The following is an 18582-nucleotide window of genomic DNA, read 5'->3' as shown; positions in this document are numbered from 1 at the left end:
ATCCCGCCAATAGAGATTATGCTGAAAGCATGAGTGAATTAGCTTTTGCTTCTAAGTTGGTGCCACCCATGAGGTAGTCATCAATTGCGCGAGCACATTCACGGCCTTCATTGATACAACGAACAACCAGAGACTGACCAGTTCGCATATCACCTGCGGCAAATACACCTTGTTGATTGGTTGCAAAACCATTCGTTGCCACGTTACCGCGGTCATCAAGTCCGATGTCTAGCTGAGCCAGAACACCTGTTGGTTCTGGGTGTAAGAAGCCCATTGCAAGGAAAGCCATATCACATGGAATTACTCGCTCGCTGCCTTCCACTTCATTGAAGCTCGGACGCTCACCTTCTTTCGCATCTTGCCAAACGATGTCAGCGATACGAAGACCGGTTACTTCACCTTTATCGTTACCGATGAACTCTTTAGTTAAGATATTCCAGTGACGATCAACCCCTTCTTCGTGCGAAGTCGAAGTACGCATGATCATTGGATATTGTGGCCAAGGCATGTTTGCTGGGCGTTTCTCTGGTGGGATCGGCATGATTTCAACCTGAGTAATACTCTTCGCACCATGACGGTTAGATGTACCCACACAGTCAGAACCGGTATCACCACCACCAATAACCACAACGTGCTTATCTTTCGCGTGAATTTCTTCGGTTTTCAGATCCATGTCGTTGGCACGACGGTTGTTTTGCGCAAGGAACTGCATCGCAAAGTAAACGCCATCTAGCTCACGGCCAGGAACTGGCAGATCGCGTGGCACTGTAGAACCGCCAGTCAGTAGTACAACATCGTATTCTTGACGTAGTTGCTGAGCGTTCACATCCACACCGACGTGTTGGTTCACTTTGAACTCAACGCCCGCTTCAGCCATCAGGTTCACTTTACGGTCGATGACATCCATACCGAGTTTGAAATCAGGGATACCAAAGCGAAGTAGACCACCGACTTTTTCATCACGCTCAAATACTGTCACAGTGTGGCCAGCGCTATTAAGCTGCTCTGCCGCGGCAAGGCCTGCTGGGCCACTACCGATAATGGCTACTGTTTTACCAGTGCGAGAACGTGGTGTTTTTGGCTTCGCGTATCCTTCGCGGTAAGCCGTCTCTACGATGGTTTTCTCGATGTTACAGATGGTGATTGGGTCTTGGTTGATACCCAAGACACAAGCACTTTCACAAGGAGCAGGACATACGCGGCCTGTGAACTCAGGGAAGTTATTGGTTGAGCTTAGAATGTTCCAAGCTTCTTCCCAGCTATCACGGTAAACCGCATCGTTGAATTCAGGAATGATGTTGCCAATAGGGCAGCCGTTATGACAAAACGGCACACCACAGTCCATACAGCGAGAAGCTTGCGTACCAATCTTCTCACCAAATTCTTCGTTGAGTACGAATTCTTTGTTGTTTTGAATTCGTACGGTTGGGTCGAGCTTCTTTGGAAGCTCGCGACCATGCTCTAAAAATCCAGTAGGCTTACCCATTACACTGCCTCCGCTTCTTTTTGTTGTGCCTCTGCCTTACGTCTTTGAAGAACTGCTTTGTAATCACGTGGCATTACTTTCACCATGCTTTGCAGACTTACTTCAAAGTTGTCTAGGAAAGACTGAGCCACTTCACTTCCTGTGAATTGAACATGCTTGGTTAGCATGTCGAGTAGTAGGTCTTTATCTTCTTGCTCGATAGGGTCTAGGTCGACAAGTTCTGGGTTTAGCTTAGATTCAAAGTCACCCGACTTATCCCACACGTAAGCTACACCGCCACTCATACCTGCCGCGAAGTTACGACCTGTAGAGCCAAGGATGATAGCCGCGCCGCCAGTCATGTATTCACAACCGTGGTCACCCACACCCTCAACGACGACTTTCGCGCCTGAGTTACGTACACAGAAACGTTCGCCCGCTAGACCGCGAATGAAGGATTCACCAGAGGTTGCACCGTAGAAACATACGTTACCCACCACAATGTTATCTTCTGGTACGATGCTTGATTTAGCATCTGGGTAGAGCACTAGTGTACCGCCCGAAAGGCCTTTACCCCAGTAGTCGTTCGCGTCGCCTTCTACTTCAAACTTCACCCCTTTAGCAAGGAATGCACCGAAAGATTGACCTGCAGAACCGGTGAACTTGACGTTCATTGGTTGAGGTAGACCTTGGTCTTTGTACACTTTCGAGATTTCGTTCGACAACATCGTACCCGCAGAGCGGTCTGTGTTGATGATAGGGAACGCCGCATCGACAGCTTCACCTTTTTCAAGCGCAGGAATCGCCGCTTGAATCAGCTTACGGTCTAACACTTCTTCTAGGTTGTGGTTTTGTACTGTCTGGTTGTAGATACCATCCGCTTCACGCGCTTGTTCTACGTGCAGAACTGGAGACAAATCTAGGTTAGTGTATTTCCAGTGACTAATGTCTTGACGAAGTTTCATCTTCTGACCTTGGCCAACCATCTCATCGATAGTACGGAAGCCAAGCTCTGCCATGATTTCACGTAGGCCTTCAGCCATGTACTGGAAGAAAGTCACAACATCTTCTACGCGGCCATCAAAGCGCTCACGAAGAGTTTTGTTTTGCGTTGCGATACCAACTGGACAAGTGTTCTTATGACACTTACGCATCATGATACAGCCTTCAACCACAAGTGCCGCTGTGGCAACACCCCACTCTTCAGCACCAAGTAGTGTTGCCACTGCTAGGTCGCGAGGAGTCTTCATTTGGCCATCCGCCTGAACGACGATACGGTTACGTAGGCCGTTTTTCAGCAGCGTTTGATGCGTTTCTGCTAGACCGAGTTCCCAAGGTAGACCCGTATGACGAATAGACGACATCGGAGATGCGCCAGTACCGCCATCGAAGCCTGCAATCAGTACAACATCAGCTTTGGCTTTTGCTACGCCAGAGGCAATCGTACCGACACCTGCTTCCGATACCAGTTTCACGTTGACGCGGCCTGCGCGGTTTGCGTTTTTCAAGTCGTAGATAAGCTGCGCTAAATCTTCGATTGAGTAGATATCGTGGTGAGGTGGTGGTGAAATTAGGCCAACTCCTGGAGTGGAGTGACGTGTTGCACCGATCCAATCATCAACTTTATCGCCCGGTAGCTGACCACCTTCGCCTGGTTTCGCACCTTGCGCCATCTTAATCTGAATTTCATCAGAGTTAGTTAGGTAGTAAGACGTTACACCGAAGCGGCCTGATGCTACCTGTTTGATCGCTGAACGTTCCCAATCGCCATTCTCTTTGCGCTCAAAACGAGTTGGGTCTTCACCACCTTCACCCGAGTTAGACTTCGCGCCGAGGCGGTTCATCGCTACTGCTAGCGTAGAGTGCGCTTCGTAAGAGATAGAGCCAAATGACATTGCACCTGTTGCAAAGCGTTTCACGATGCTTTCAATTGGTTCAACGTCTTCAAGTGGGATTGAACCTGCTGGGTTCTTAATGAACTCAAGCTGACTACGTAGAGTAACTGCGTTGTCACCTTGTTTATCTACGGCATCGGCATACTGCTTGAACTGAGCGTAGTTCTTGTTGCGAGTCGACTCTTGCAATAGTGAAATTGTTTCTGGGTTAAACAGGTGTTTTTCACCACGCTGTTTCCACTGGTAAACACCGCCCACATCCAGCATTTGAATTGGGATTTCACGTGTTGGGTAACCCACACGGTGACGAATCAATACTTCTTTAGCGATATCGTCTAGGGTTAGACCTTGGATGCGTGAAACAGTACCTGTGAAGTATTTATCAACCACTGACTTGTGAATACCGAGCGCTTCGAAGATCTGTGCGCCTTGGTAAGATTGCAGTGTTGAGATGCCCATCTTAGAGAAGATCTTCAATAGACCGCCATTGACACCTTTACGATAGTTATCAAATAGGCTTTCTAGCGAGGCTTCTGGATCAAGCTTCTTACGACGTTGAAGATCAACCAGTGTTTCAGTCACTAGGTATGGGTTAACTGCGTTTGCACCGTAACCGACTAGGGTTGCGAAGTGGTGCGTTTCACGTGCGTCACCGGTTTCAACCACAATGCCACATTTCGCGCGTAAACCTTTACGGATTAGGTGGTGGTGAACTGCACCAACGGCCAGCATTGCTGGAATCGCTGCGTGGTTAGAGTTAACCGCACGGTCAGTCAGTAGGATGATTGAGTAACCATCAATCACCGCATCTTCTGCGTATTGGCAAATACGTTTTAGAGCGCGCTCTAGCTTGCCTTGGTCTTCATTGGCTTGGAAAACGATATCGAGCGTTTTCGCTTGTAAGTGCTCGTTATCAATCGCACGTAGCTTTTCTAGCTCAGCGTTTGAGATAACCGGTGACTCAAGTTCTACTTTACGACAGTGAACAGGTGACTCAGCCAGTAAGTTCTGATCTTTACCAATGTAAGTGTTCAGCGACATCACCATACGTTCACGAATCGGGTCGATAGGTGGGTTGGTTACCTGCGCGAACAGCTGTTTAAAGTAGTTAGCTAGATGCTGAGATTGGTGTGAAAGCACAGCCAAAGGCCAGTCAGCACCCATAGCAGAAAGCGGCTCTTTACCTTCTTTCGCCATTGGCACGATGATTTCGTTCACTTCTTCTGAGCTGATGCCAAACGCTTGTTGACGGTGCAATAGGCGCTCAGGAGATGGTTGGCTATGAACGTTATCCGCTTCTGGAAGTTTATTTAGGCTTAGTAGGTTTTCTGCTACCCATTTTTCGTATGGTTGAGCAGTTGCAATACCATCTTTCACTTCTTCATCAGAAATGATGCGGCCTTGCTCTAGGTCAGCAACAAAGATGCGTCCTGGTTGCAGACGACCACGGAACTCAACGTTCTCAGGCTCGATTTCAACTACGCCAGACTCAGACGCCATCACTAGGAAGTCATCTTTAGTTACTGTGTAGCGAGAAGGACGCAGACCGTTACGGTCAAGGGTTGCACCTACTTGAACACCATCAGTAAAACATACTGATGCTGGGCCATCCCATGGTTCCATGATGTTCGCGTGGTATTGGTAGAACGCACGACGAGTTGGATCCATGTTCTTATTTTCTTGCCATGCTTCAGGAATCATCATCATTAAGGCATGTGGCAGGCTACGACCAGAGAGAACTAGGAGCTCAAGTGCCATGTCAAAGTTAGATGAGTCTGAGCTACCTTCCTGACAGATAGGCAGTAGCATGTCGATTTCAGCTTGAGTGAACAAGTCTGATTCAATGATCGCTTCACGCGCCTTCATCCAGTTCAAGTTACCGCGAACTGTGTTGATCTCACCGTTGTGGGCAATGTAACGGAAAGGCTGTGCTAAGCGCCATTTAGGGAATGTGTTGGTAGAGAAGCGCGAGTGAACCAGTGCAAGCGCAGTTACCATGGTTGGGTTTTGTAGATCTAGGAAGTATTGTGGTACTTGCTCAGTGGTTAGCTGACCTTTATATACCAGTGTCTTATAAGACATTGAGTTGATGTAGAAATCATCACCAATGTTCGACACGCTTTCCAGACATACGCGTACTGTGTAGTTACGCAATACATAAAGCTTACGCTCTAGTTCCTCAGGAGAGGTATTTGGGCCACCAGTAACGAATACGTGTTCGAACTGTGGCTCTGTGCTGAGCGGGTCTGCACCGATCATTGAGTTGTCGGTTGGCAGTACGCGGTAGCCAATCACCTCTAGATCAAGGCGTTTAGCGTTACGCTCTAAAATGTCACGACATTGTGCGCGTTTATGCTCATCTTTCGGGAATAGCACCACACCAACGCCGTACTTTTCAAAAGAAGGCAGCTTAATCCCAAGCTTTACTGCTTCTTCTAAAAGAAATTCGTGGGGCTTTTGCAACAAAATACCCGCGCCGTCACCACTGCAAGGATCACAACCTTGGCCGCCACGGTGTTCCATACGGGCAAGCATATCCAATGCTTGAGTTACGACATCATGAGATTTACGGTTTTTTAGGTGAGCAACAAAACCGATACCACAGGCATCATGCTCCAATTCTGGAGTATAAAGACCCTGTGCACTATGCTCTCTATCTACCATAGATACATCCTTCCAATCTAATCTGGACGCAGCACTATTAAGCGAACTTAATCCGCGTCTCTTCCTTTTATAGTTTTGATTCGCACCTGAACGAGGTTGCTCAGGTTTGATTCCTTTCTGCTTCTCACAGGAAAAATGTTGCGAGAAAAACAATCCTTGGTGTAATCCATTTTACAGCATCACTTTTGTAGTGATTTATATAGGTGGGGGATGAATAACACCGATTTTCTTACAGTTTGTTTTGTAATTTAACCGAAGTTCTGCAAGTAAAACCTGTAAGTATCCTACAATTTACTCGGTACGAAATGCAATCAAAAGTCGGCACTGTTGCGCAGTTTTTTCGTCGCATAAATAGTTTTTATGTTGGCAATGTGCCTAATTTATAGTTTGAAGCACGTATTTTTGCATGTTTATTGATTTGTGATAGGGATCATGCTGTGAATTATGGTTAGATCAATTGTGATAAAAAAGGGTTTCAGAATTGTAATTAAATTACAGAAATCTTAATGATTGTTATTCTCATTCTCAAGTAAGTACTCATGCAATTACACGAACTGGTTAACACCATTGGACAAGATCTTCAGCGCCGTTACGGAGAAAAGGTGCACAAACTAACGCTGCATGGCGGTTTTAGTTGCCCTAATAGAGATGGCACGATTGGCCGTGGTGGCTGTACGTTTTGTAACGTAGCTTCGTTTGCCGACGAGCAAGCACAAATCAAAAGTATTCAAGACCAGTTGCAAGATAGAGCGGGTGAGATCGCTCGTGCTAAGAAGTACCTTGCTTATTTTCAGGCTTACACCAGTACTTACGCGGAAGTACAAGTTCTCAAGAACATGTATGAAGAAGCTTTAAAGGCTGCGGATATTGTTGGCCTATGTGTGGGTACTCGTCCTGATTGTGTGCCTGATGCTGTGCTCGACTTACTATCTGAGTATGTGAATAAAGGTTATGAAATCTGGCTAGAGCTAGGCCTACAAACGGCCAATAACGATACTTTAAAGCGAATTAACCGCGGCCACGATTTTGAGTGCTATGCTGAAATTACTCAGCGAGCACGAGCTTTGGGTATTAAAGTGTGTACCCATTTGATTGTCGGTCTGCCCAAAGAAACCCGTAGCGACAATATTGAGACCATGCGTAAGGTGCTCGATGTTGGTACCGATGGCATCAAGCTGCATGGTTTACATATTGTTGAAGGCAGTACTATGGCTAAGGCGTGGAAAGCTGGGCGTTTACACGCACCAGAACTGGAAGAGTATGTTGCAACCGCCAGTGAACTTATCCGCATGACTCCAGCGAATGTGGTGTATCACCGCGTATCTTCAGCGGCGAGAAGACCAACGTTACTTGCTCCTTTATGGTGTGAAAACCGATGGTTGGCGATGACTGAGATAGGTCGAGAGCTGAATAAAGAAGGTGCTCAAGGCAGTTTAATTGATGATACATTTGAATATGTTAAACCTGTATTGCAATAATTGAGACTAACCATACAGAAACTGGTATCTTCTTCTGTTAACCAAAGTTAATTTTAGATGACGCAATGATAGAGCTATTAGGAACGTGGATATATGAATCCGTGCATTTGCATGGGTTTGAGTTAATTCTTATATTCGCGGTCATTATTGTTGTTGCGCATCTTTACGTAAATTTCAATCGCCAGATTGAAGTCATGTTCCAAGATACCCCTTGTTCGCTACTATTAGTTGATGCGAAAACTGGGCAACTGATCTTATCTAACAATATTGCCGCGCAGTTATTAGGCGTGCGCTTTGTCGGTAAATCCTACCTCCTACCGGACTCCTTACATCAGTCATTTATCAGCGAAGTGACCGCTAAGTTCTCTGGTGATGGCTTTACTGGTTATCAAATTGAATGGCCAGTCTCGGCGACTAAATCGATCCAAGTCGAAGTCACTGGGCGCAAAACTCACTATAAAGGCCGTTCCGTTTGGTTGATGTATGTGACGCCTTATCGTGCCAGTGACGATGAAATACAGGCTGAAATCAAATCCCTATCTGTGATTAAAAGTGCGTTTGATAACCTATCTGAGCTTATTTACGTTAAAAGCAGTCACGGCGAGAAAATGGTGACTAACCGAGCTTTTGACCGTTTTTGGCAAGAGCGTATTGACGAGGGTAGCGCGGAAATAAAAGGCATTATGAAAGGCCGCGCCAGTAATCGCCGCTGGACCATCGATTCTGATGGCCGCAGTTGCTTGCTCGAAACACACCAAAGCGTGCTGATGTCGGCGGAAGGGGAATCGCTGGGCATGCTTGGTATCAGCCATGACGTGACAGACTGGTACAACATGCAGCAAAGCCTGCGTGATGAGATGGATAAGCGTAAAGACACCGAAGTGGCGCTGGCTCAGCGTGATACGATATTGCAAAACATCCTTGAGTCTAGCCCTGATTCCATCGGTATCTTCAATGAGAACCTGGTTTATCAAGCATGTAATGAGCCGTTTATCAAAGCGATGGGTATCTCAGACATTGATGAGTTGATTGGTAAACGACTGCAAGATGTTATCTCCAAAGAGGCGTACGAGCGCTGGTCTGAAAGTGACAATGTGGTGCTAAATGAAGGTAAGTCGCTGCGTTATATTGACCAGTTGATTCACAGTAACGGTGAAATAACTTGGTACGACGTGGTGAAATCACCATTTAGAGATCCAGCTTCCGGCACGAATGGCGTATTGGTCATGGCTCGTGACGTTTCTGAACGTTACCTTGCTGAGCAAAAACTCGAAGAAGCGAACCAAGAGCTTGAGCGTTTAAGCTTTGTCGATGGCTTAACTCAAATTTCAAACCGTCGCCGCTTTGATGAGCAACTTGAAACCTTGTGGCACTTGCATGTGCGTGAGAAACAGCCGCTCACCGTTATGTTGTGTGATATTGATGACTTTAAAGGCTTTAACGATCTCTATGGTCACCAAAAAGGCGATGAAGCTTTGATTGCCGTAGCCAAAGTATTCCGCCAAGTGGTGTCTCGCTCAAGTGACTGTGTGGCCCGTTACGGCGGCGAAGAGTTTGGTTTCATTTTACCTAATACCACTGCAAGCGGTGCCAAGTTAGTCGCGGAGCGCATTCATGATGAAGTGCGTAAGCTAGACATTCCTCATGCTAGCTCAATGGTGAATGAGCTACTGACGGTCAGTCTTGGCTTTGTCTCTGCCTTCCCTCATCCAGATGACAGCTGTGAATCTATCGTTGCCTTGGCTGATAGTGCGTTGTATCAGGCCAAAGCAGATGGTCGAAACCAAACTTGTGTGCATCACACATCAGAAAATTAAGCCTTGTGAACTAAGGGAATCCTTAGCCGAATATGGTGAAAAAGGTTAAGATTTAATTAACCTTTTCGCTCGGAGCGCTTAATGAAAACAATCAAAAACCTCGCTCAGTATTATGTGGATTTGCTCGTCAAGTTGGGCATTTTACGTTTTTCTATTCTTCTTGCCCTTGCGCTAGTGGCTTTAGCGGTTGTCGTTCAAGTCGGTATCACGCTCGTTCTCAGTGGTCATGTCGATAACATAGATATTGTTCGTTCGGTTTTCTTTGGTTTGATCATCACCCCTTGGGCCGTTTATTTCTTATCTGTGGTGGTTGATCAATTAGAAGAGTCTCGTCAGCGCCTTTCCAAATTGGTTTCTAAACTGAAAGACATGCGCTCGCGTGACCAAGAGCTGAACAATCAACTGCAACAGAATATCGCCAAGCTAAATCAAGAAATTGAAGAGCGAATTAAAGCAGAAGAAGCGCGCGAAGAGGCGATGAAAGATCTCGAGAATGAGGTTTATCAGCGCGAACGTACGCAGATGGAATTAGCTGAACGTACTGCGTTGTTACGCTCATTCATTGATGCCTCACCCGATTTGATTTACTACCGCAATGCCGAAGGTGTGTTCTCTGGCTGTAACCGAGCGATGGAAGAACTGACCGGCCGAAAAGAAGCGCAATTAGTCGGTTTAACCCCATGGGAAGTGTATAGCAAAGAAGTGGCGCAGCAGATTGTTGAAACCGATGATACGGTGTTCTCAGACAATCAAGCCATTACTTACGAGCAATGGTTAGAGTATCCCGATGGCCGCAAGAGTTACTTTGAACTACGCAAAGTGCCTTTTTACAGCAAAGATGGCCGTCACTTGGGCTTGGTTGGCTTTGGCCGTGATATTACTGAGCGTAAGCGTCATGAAGAGTCACTCGAAAAAGCAAGCCGCGATAAAACCACCTTCATCTCGACCATTAGTCATGAGCTGCGAACTCCGCTCAACGGCATTGTTGGTTTAAGCCGTATGTTGCTCGATACCCACATGACTGATGAGCAGCGCAAACATATGCAAACGATTAATGTCAGTGCGGTGACATTAGGTAATATTTTCAACGATATCATTGATATGGATAAGTTCGATCGTCGTAAGTTAGAGCTTTATCCTGCGCCGCTGAATTTTGATGAATTTGTGGTCGAAATTGAAAGCCTCTCTGCCTTGATGGCCGAGCAAAAAGGATTGCGATTTGATTTAGAGCGCTTAACCTCGCTGCCACTCGCCATTGAAGTAGATGCAACCCGTTTGAGACAGGTTTTGTGGAACTTGATCAGCAATGCCATGAAGTTCACCAAAGAAGGTGGTGTGGTGTTGTCAGTTAGCTCAGAACTGGATGATGGCTTTGCTCACATCACCATGGAAGTAGAAGATACCGGTGTCGGTATTCCTGAATCGGAATTGGAAAAGATCTTTGCCATGTATTATCAGGTGAAGTCAGGTAAAGATAATTTACACGCCGTGGGCACGGGTATTGGCCTTGCGGTATCAAAACAGCTCATCAATATGATGGATGGTGATATTCAAGTGAGCAGTGAAGAGGGCTTTGGTAGCACCTTTACCGTCACTATTCGCGTGCCGATTGGCGAAATCGAGCAGCCCAAAGTGATCGAAGCATGTATGGAGCAGTCACTGCGCATCTTTATGGTGGAAGATATCGAGCTTAATGTCACTGTGGCACGTTCGTTATTGGAAAGCTTAGGCCATCAAGTAACGGTTGCAATGACGGGGCAAGAAGCGATTGAGCTATTTGACCCTGAGCAATTTGACTTGGCCTTTTTAGACATTCAGCTGCCGGATATGACAGGCTTTGATGTGGCGGCTTATTTCCGTGAGCATTACTCGCAGTTACCGCCGTTGGTGGCACTGACCGCGAATGTGCTCAAGAATAAGCAAGAGTATTATGAGAAAGGGATGGATGAGGCAATAAGTAAGCCTCTATCTCTTACTGCTGTGCAAGAAGTGTTGAGTTTGGTCTCTGATGGTGAAACTAAGCCGCAGCCTAAGGTAGTATCCAATGCCCAAGAGAGTGACAATACAGAAGTGTTTCAACGTCTATTGGATTTGGAGATGCTTGAATCTTATGTTGGCATCGTCGGCACGAAACCGGTTTATGACAGCGTTGAAATGTTTGAAGATATGATGCCGGATTATATCGATCTATTAGATTCAAATATGACCGCGAAAGATCAAGAGGGCATTGTCTCTGAAGCCCATAAAATCAAGGGCGCAGCGGGCTCTATTGGTCTAAAACATATTCAGAGCGTAGCGCAAAAGGCTCAGTCGCCAAACCTACCTGCGTGGTGGGAGAACATCGATGACTGGGTCGAAGAGATTAAAAATGAGTATCTGCATGATATTAAGGTACTTAAAGATTGGTTAGGAACCGTTAAATCATCCTAATATTACCCGTATAACAACCAAGCATTACATAGGTGACGTCATGAAAAAATTTGCAGCAATCTCTCTCGGTATAGCCTTGTTAGCTGGTTGCTCTTCGCCACAAGTGGGTTGGGAGCAAGACAATCAAATCATGGTTGCGCAAAATAGCGTGGAGCTAAAAAGCAACTTGTGGCTAAACAAAATGCCCACCATAGGTGAAGTACAAGATCAGACTTTACATGGAGCCTTGTACCTTGAATCTAATGCCGCTCTGCCAGCTGAGTTGATGGTGCAGAGTATTGCGATTCGTCAGGGCGATGAAGAGTGGTTGATTGATGGCGATCTGCTTGAACTAAGAACCCACAGTGAAAATCATTGGGAAATTGCTTTTGTTTGGCAATTCTCTGTTGACCCAGATCAGCCGGTAGATGTGGCGGTCATGCTGAATAATGGCGAGCACGAAGAGTGGTTGGTAGAGAAAAGTGTCGCGATTGACCAAGTGTATTAATCAACAAAACACTTAATTAATTGAATTTAAAGCCAGTTAACTTCGACTGGCTTTTTTATTACCAAAATAAATGTATTGCAACATGCTTATTTCCAAGAGGAATATTTTATAAATATTGGTTATGTTTGGTTACTTTTAGGTAAAAAAAATGTTTTTAGTTTTTATGTGAATAAGTGGTTGAATATTATTCACTGTTGCATAAAATTTAACCATGAGCTCAAGCTCATAACCCATCAAATTTTATTGGATTATTAGATTGCTAGGAGGCGCACAATGAAACAATTCATCGTTATCAAACACGTTAGTGCGTCTGTCGATCCTATGGCCTTACTAGGTGCTGCTTTTTGTGGCTCAACCGTTAACGCCGATCGCAAAGATACCCAAGCAACCTACTGATCCGTTATCCAATTTTAATTGGCTGCGGAGAAAGGCAGCCGATTAAGTGAAGACAATCCCCTCATTTGACTGCCTTTTTCCCAGTAAACTCACTAACTGGAGAAAAACCATGAGTCATTCAATTTACCTAAAACTTGCTACCGTACTTGTTAAAGCCGATGTCCGCCGTGAAGAGAAAGCATGGCAACGCAAAGTCCGCCGCAGTTCTTTCGATATTCCTTGGGGTAACGAGCACTTGCTGCGTGATATTGGCCTGGATACTGAAGGTCGTCCTTTGAACAAGACCATTAGTCCTGAAGTCAAAGTTGAACGCCGTTTACGTCATCTTCGCCGCGTACTAACTTTGCGAATACCAACGTAGCTTAAAGGGGGAGCATCGCCTGCTCCCCCGACTTTTTAAGGGCAAGGATTGGAGTAAGTGGTTCCGATTGCTTGTATCTCAGATAACAAATCATCACTTAAATTAACCGAAATACTATCGATATTGGCTTTAAGCTGTTCCATGGTGGTTGCCCCAATAATGTTTGAGGCAACAAATGGACGCTGATTTACAAACGCCAAAGCCATCTGCGCAGGGTCTAAGTTGTGCTTATGCGCTAAGTCTACATAGGCTTGAGTCGCTGCTTCCCCTTGCGGGGTAAAGTAGCGAACAAAGCGTTCAAACAGAGTACAACGCGCGCCTTCTGGTCGTTGCCCATCGAGGTACTTGCCAGATAAACAGCCAAATGCAAGAGGAGAGTAAGCGAGCAGCTCAACCCCCTCATAATGGCTGATTTCAGATAACCCCACTTCAAAGCTGCGATTGAGCAAGTTGTAAGGGTTTTGAATTGAGACAATTCGTGGCAGCTCATGCTTTTCTGCTAGTTTGAGCAGTGACATCACGCCCCATGGTGTTTCATTTGACACGCCAATGTAGCGAATTTTTCCCGCCTTAATTAACTCAGCTAACGCTTCAAGCGTTTCGATCAGCGTGACTTCATATTGTTCATCACTGTATGGGTAATTGAGTTGGCCAAAGGTATTGGTTTGGCGCTGAGGCCAATGAACTTGGTAGAGATCGATATAATCGGTTTTGAGACGCTTTAAACTGTCATCAATGGCGAGATGAACATTGCGGCGGTCTAGGCTCATGTTCTCGCGAATATAAGGAACGTTGCGAGGCCCAGCGACTTTGGTAGCGAGTACTACTTTTTCTCGTTTGCCTGATTTTTCAAGCCAATTGCCAATGATAGATTCGGTTGAACCTTGGGTATCAGGCTTGGGGGGAACAGGATACATTTCAGCGGTATCAATAAAATTAACCCCCCGTTCTAAAGCGTAATCAAGCTGGCTAAATGCTTCTGCTTGAGAATTTTGCTCACCAAACGTCATAGTGCCTAAGGCGATTTTGCTGACCTCTAAGCTTGAGTGTGGCAACTTGCGATAAAGCATAACGATTCCTTGTTAAATTGCATATTCAACCAATATACGGATCAAATCAGATCAAGAAAAGTGCAGCACCAGTAAAGTTTGGTTAAACACACCTATACTTAAGCTCAACAGCAAACGCGATTGCTGGGGGAGTCATGCATAAGAAGCAATTAGATAAATGGATTCATGGACACCATAAAGCGAGCTATCAGCCGCCGAAAGTGTTTGTGATCAGTTGTTCGGATCTTTCGCACTATTTATTAGCCGTGGAGTTCAAACACAAGTTGGAGCCGATCTTACTTGATGATCAACCTATCCACTTTGAGTCGCTAGATAAGGTGAAAGAAGAACTGTTAAAGCTAGGCGTAGAAAAAGCATATTTAAGGCTGCATAACGCCTATGATGAATGCGGGGCAAGCGATGGGCCTGCCTACCATGATATTGAGATGTCGTTAGTTACCCATTGAGAGATTAAGCAAAGTTCTGTTGTAAAATCTCAGCGGTAAATTGTGTTCTAAGGTAAAAACCTCGGGGCAGGGTTTTGATCATTTTGCCGCTCGCACCATACGCATCGGTCAGCACTCGGCTGTTGGCCGCTTTAGGGCGAAGTTGCAGTACTTCACCATGACGCGCTGTAATTTGCTCAACTTGTCCGAGTACGATCAATTCCATCAGTTCTTCCCAGTCGGTTTGTAACTGCTGCTCTTGCTGCGCTGTAGGCGACCAGATAAGAGGAGAGCCAACGCGTCTTTCTGCTAGTGGAATTTCTCTTTCACCTTCCACAGGAACCCACAAAACGCGCGATAGCTTATTGCGCACATGGCTTGTATGCCAAGTTAAACCATGAACGCCTGTTAGCGGCGCGACACACACAAATGTTGTTTCAAGCGGTTTGCCTGTGTAGCTGATAGGTATGGTCTTGAGCTCAATACCAAGCTGTTCGAAATCTTGCTGTGGCTTACTGCCTGCCGTTGCCCCTAAATGCCATTCTAACAATTGTCCAACCCAGCCTTTATCGCGGCGAAGATCCGGCGGTGTTTCCATCCCAGCTTCATCTGCGAGTTCTTTGAAAGTGATGCCTGCGATTTCTTTGGCGCGTTCTAGCAGTTCTTGTTCAGACTGAGGTTCGGGTTTCATTGCTAACAATAGGGTTGGTTGAGATGGCTTTATTGTAATGAATTAACGGAAAATATCGACTCGTGGATCTTTTGAACGATATGCCTAAAAGATCATCATTAAATGGTTATCCACAGGTGAATTATCAAAATCCGGTAAATTTGTGACTAATGTATGTATTTACAGGGGTTTTAGGCGCGTATTCTAGGCTAAGTTGAGTGACTGTATAAAAACTATCACTTGGCTGTGTGGATAAATGCAACTTGGTGGATCTTTGACCGATCTGTATTTTGGTTTAATGAGCTTTATATAAGTAATTGCTAAAGTCTGCTCTTTTGTGTTTAGGTGTTTGTATATTATGGTTTTTTTGTTTTTGTGTGGCTTGGGTTAATTACGTTTTTAGGGGCGCTGTTCGATTAATGATCGCTTGTGGAATGCTTTTTCACATAGTTATACACAGAAAAGGTGAATAAATGTGGCTGATGTCTCATTCTAATGTGAATAAACGGCTGCGTGGTCAATAGTTATCCAAATGAGCAATATTCGGTGATAATTTCTGCGTTAGTCACACTAGTAAGTTTGCTCCAGTTGGGGATATGTGGAAAAATTACCGCAATTAAGAATTTATTTGAGGTTGGCCAGTGATAGATGGCGATGGTTACCGCTTAAATGTGGGAATTGTAATCTGTAACAACCATGGTCAGGTCTTCTGGGCAAAAAGATACGGACAACACTCTTGGCAGTTTCCGCAAGGCGGAATCGATGAAGGTGAAACACCTGAACAAGCCATGTATCGTGAATTATACGAAGAGGTCGGTCTTACTAAAAAAGACGTAAAAGTTGTCGCCACAAGTCGCCATTGGCTGAGATACAAATTGCCAAAGCGTTTAGTGCGCTGGGATTCAAAACCAGTTTGTATCGGCCAAAAACAGAAATGGTTTCTACTGCGATTAGATTGTGATGAATCTAAAATCAACATGCAGCGTGGTAGTTCCCCTGAATTTGATGGTTGGCGTTGGGTCAGTTATTGGTATCCAGTGCGTCAAGTAGTCTCTTTTAAGCGTGACGTTTATCGCCGCGCGATGAAAGAATTTGCCTCAATGGCAATGCCATTTAAAGAACGTCGAGCGAAAGGCAAGCGTAAGCCACGAAGAGGTTAGAGATGCTTTCTCAACTAAGGGAAATAGTTGAACAGGTTTCCAAGGTCGATGATGTCCATCAGGCATTAGACATTTTGGTTAAACAGACGTGTCTCGCCATGAACACAGAGTGTTGCACCGTTTATCTCGCAAACGAAGAAATGCAGCGCCTTGAATTAATGGCAACCCAAGGATTACGATTTAAAGGCAAAAAGATCCACATTAACTTCAGCCAAGGCTTGGTCGGTTTGGTAAAACGTACCGCTGAGCCTTTGAATTTAGCTGAAGCTTCCAAACACCCTAATTTTAAGTATTTTTCTCAACTCGGAGAGGAAGTGTATCAAAGCTTTCTCGGCACTCCGATCATCCACCGTAAGCAAGTATTAGGCGTACTGGTTGTTCAACAAAAAGATCCTCGTCTGTTTGATGAAATGGAAGAGTCATTTTTGGTGACCCTAGCGGCTCAGGTGGCGGTGATCATTGCCCACGCCCAAACACAAGGCCAATGGCGATTAGAGAAAAAACAACAGGCGATCAAAGGAATACCTGCCTCCTCAGGTGTTGCTATCGGCCAATTTTGGTGGGACGACACCCAGCCAGAGCTTACCGATATATACCCAGCTTCCACATTGAACGTAGATCAAGAGCAAGAGTGGTTGTTGCTTGCGATTGAAGCGGCATTGGCCGATTTTCGTCGTATGCGGAAAAAGCTGGATAGTGAAATCAATAAAGACGCACTGGCGATTTTCGATCTATTCACCCACTTGTTGAACGACCCAATGCTGCGCAAAGATCTTAAAGCGCAAATTCAAAAAGGGGATCGGGCTGACTGGGCGATCAGGCAAGTAGTGGAAACCTATTCCAACCGTTTTGCACGCATGTCAGATGTCTATTTACGTGAACGTGCACAAGACATTCGCGAGCTAGGCCAGCGGCTGCTTCATTTCTTGCACAACACCGAAAATGAGCAGCCTAAATTTGATAAGCCGGTTATTTTGGTGGTTCGAGAGCTAACGGCAACCTTGCTGGCTTCCATTCCAAAAGATCAGTTATTGGCGGTGATCTCGCTAGAAGGTGCGGCGAACTCGCATGCGGCGATTTTATCTCGCGCATTAGGCATTCCTGCAGTGATGGGCGTGACGCTTAATCTATCCAATATCAATGGCAAACGTGGTGTTGTGGATGGTTATAGCGGCAAAATTTTGGTCTCGCCAAGTCGTCAATTGCTTAAAGAGTACCGAGCGTTAGCCGATGAAGAACGTGAGTTGGCCACCATGGTTAACCAACGTATCGAAGAGCCTGCTTTTACCTCAGATCAGCAGCGAATTGAAGTGTTGCTCAATGCCGGCCTTAGTGCCGATGCCAATATCGCAGTCAACCAAGGGGTAGACGGCGTTGGTCTGTACCGAACGGAAATTAGCTTCTTACTGCAACACCGCTTTCCATCTGAAGACGAGCAAACCTTGCAGTATCAAACGGTACTTAACACCTATCCAGATAAAAGAGTGGTCATGCGTACCCTCGATATCGGCGGTGATAAGGCTTTGCCTTACTTGCCTATCGAAGAGGACAACCCATTTTTGGGCTGGCGCGGGATTCGCTTTACCCTCGATCATCCAGATATCTTTTTGATGCAGATTCGTGCGATGCTTAAAGCCAGTTCGCAGACACAAAACTTGAGCATTCTGCTGCCTATGGTTTCTGGTGCTCAAGAGTTAGATGACGCCATTGCGCTGATTGAACAGGCTTATCAGGAAGTGTCACAAGTCGATGATCGAATTGTTCGCCCGCAAGTTGGGGTGATGATCGAAGTGCCTTCCATGCTTTACTTACTGCCTTTAATCGCGAGTAAAGTTGATTTTGTTTCTGTAGGTACCAACGATTTAACTCAATACCTATTGGCCGTTGACCGAAACAATGCGCGAGTTTCTGATGTTTACGAATCCATGCACCCTGCGGTTATTATGGCGTTGAACCATATCCATCAATCGTGTCAGCAGCTTAATCTCCCTGTCTGTATCTGTGGTGAGCTCGCTGGTGACCCTATTGGCGCATTGCTGGTGGTTGGGCTTGGCTATCGCAGTTTAAGTATGAATACCTCCAACGTCGCGAAAGTGAAATATCTACTGCGCCACACAAGTAGCGAAGAATTAAAGCAACTTGCTGACAAAGCTCTGATGCAACCTTATGGCAAAGATATTTATACTATGATGCAAGACTTCTTCGAACAAAAAGGCCTTGCTGGCTTTATTCGAGCGGGTAACAAATAGCCTACCTAAGGTTAG

General features: G+C 45.6%; 13 protein-coding genes. 9 read left to right on the top strand and 4 right to left on the bottom strand.

The features are described 5' to 3' along the window. Positions 1 to 16: 16 nt before the first annotated feature. Together MU515_RS12960 and gltB are read right to left on the bottom strand one after the other, a co-directional pair. On the bottom strand, positions 17 to 1486 hold the full coding sequence (locus MU515_RS12960; RefSeq protein ID WP_260260853.1) for a glutamate synthase subunit beta: 1470 nt from the start codon (positions 1484 to 1486) through the stop codon (positions 17 to 19). Continuing rightward, positions 1486 to 6024, bottom strand: a complete 4539-nt coding sequence (gene gltB, locus MU515_RS12955; protein WP_260260852.1) for a glutamate synthase large subunit — start codon at positions 6022 to 6024, stop codon at positions 1486 to 1488. Before gltB ends, MU515_RS12960 begins: the two co-directional genes overlap by 1 nt. A gap of 539 nt (positions 6025 to 6563) precedes the next feature. On the opposite strand from gltB, the gene mnmL reads away from it, so the two are divergent. From mnmL to MU515_RS12925, 6 genes are all read left to right on the top strand, one after another. Further along, positions 6564 to 7502: a tRNA modification radical SAM protein MnmL/YtqA gene (mnmL, locus tag MU515_RS12950; RefSeq protein ID WP_260260851.1), complete on the top strand. Its 939-nt coding sequence runs from the start codon at positions 6564 to 6566 to the stop codon at positions 7500 to 7502. 65 nt (positions 7503 to 7567) lie between these two features. Next, positions 7568 to 9319: a GGDEF domain-containing protein gene (locus tag MU515_RS12945; protein ID WP_260260850.1), complete on the top strand. Its 1752-nt coding sequence runs from the start codon at positions 7568 to 7570 to the stop codon at positions 9317 to 9319. Between the two features lie 81 nt (positions 9320 to 9400). Then, positions 9401 to 11749 (top strand): aerobic respiration two-component sensor histidine kinase ArcB, encoded by a 2349-nt coding sequence (gene arcB, locus MU515_RS12940; RefSeq protein ID WP_260260849.1) that lies wholly within the window; start codon positions 9401 to 9403, stop codon positions 11747 to 11749. Positions 11750 to 11789: 40 nt separating this feature from the next. Continuing rightward, positions 11790 to 12236 (top strand): hypothetical protein, encoded by a 447-nt coding sequence (locus MU515_RS12935; RefSeq protein WP_260260848.1) that lies wholly within the window; start codon positions 11790 to 11792, stop codon positions 12234 to 12236. A 273-nt stretch (positions 12237 to 12509) separates the two neighbouring features. Beyond that, positions 12510 to 12632: a hypothetical protein gene (locus MU515_RS12930; protein WP_260260847.1), complete on the top strand. Its 123-nt coding sequence runs from the start codon at positions 12510 to 12512 to the stop codon at positions 12630 to 12632. A gap of 109 nt (positions 12633 to 12741) precedes the next feature. Then, complete coding sequence (locus tag MU515_RS12925; RefSeq protein ID WP_260260846.1) at positions 12742 to 12993, top strand: DUF1127 domain-containing protein; 252 nt, start codon at positions 12742 to 12744, stop codon at positions 12991 to 12993. 35 nt (positions 12994 to 13028) lie between these two features. Here the strand turns inward: MU515_RS12925 and MU515_RS12920 are convergent, their stop codons facing one another. Further along, positions 13029 to 14063: an NADP(H)-dependent aldo-keto reductase gene (locus tag MU515_RS12920; protein WP_260260845.1), complete on the bottom strand. Its 1035-nt coding sequence runs from the start codon at positions 14061 to 14063 to the stop codon at positions 13029 to 13031. 134 nt (positions 14064 to 14197) lie between these two features. Between MU515_RS12920 and MU515_RS12915 the strand changes: the two genes are divergently transcribed. Continuing rightward, a complete protein-coding gene (locus MU515_RS12915; protein ID WP_260260844.1) occupies positions 14198 to 14509 on the top strand; it encodes a DUF6482 family protein in 312 nt (103 codons plus the stop codon). A 4-nt stretch (positions 14510 to 14513) separates the two neighbouring features. Here MU515_RS12915 and mutH read toward each other — a convergent pair whose 3' ends face one another. Further along, entirely contained in the window at positions 14514 to 15179 is a 666-nt protein-coding gene (gene mutH, locus MU515_RS12910; RefSeq protein WP_260260843.1) for a DNA mismatch repair endonuclease MutH, read from the bottom strand. A 620-nt stretch (positions 15180 to 15799) separates the two neighbouring features. On the opposite strand from mutH, the gene rppH reads away from it, so the two are divergent. Beyond that, positions 15800 to 16318: an RNA pyrophosphohydrolase gene (rppH, locus tag MU515_RS12905; protein WP_260260842.1), complete on the top strand. Its 519-nt coding sequence runs from the start codon at positions 15800 to 15802 to the stop codon at positions 16316 to 16318. A gap of 2 nt (positions 16319 to 16320) precedes the next feature. Then, positions 16321 to 18567, top strand: a complete 2247-nt coding sequence (gene ptsP / locus MU515_RS12900) for a phosphoenolpyruvate--protein phosphotransferase (protein WP_260260841.1) — start codon at positions 16321 to 16323, stop codon at positions 18565 to 18567. Positions 18568 to 18582: the final 15 nt, after the last annotated feature.

It is taken from the genome of Vibrio intestinalis, assembly GCF_025195085.2.
GTDB lineage: Bacteria > Pseudomonadota > Gammaproteobacteria > Enterobacterales > Vibrionaceae > Vibrio > Vibrio intestinalis.
This window is presented reverse-complemented; position numbering and strand designations above follow the sequence as displayed.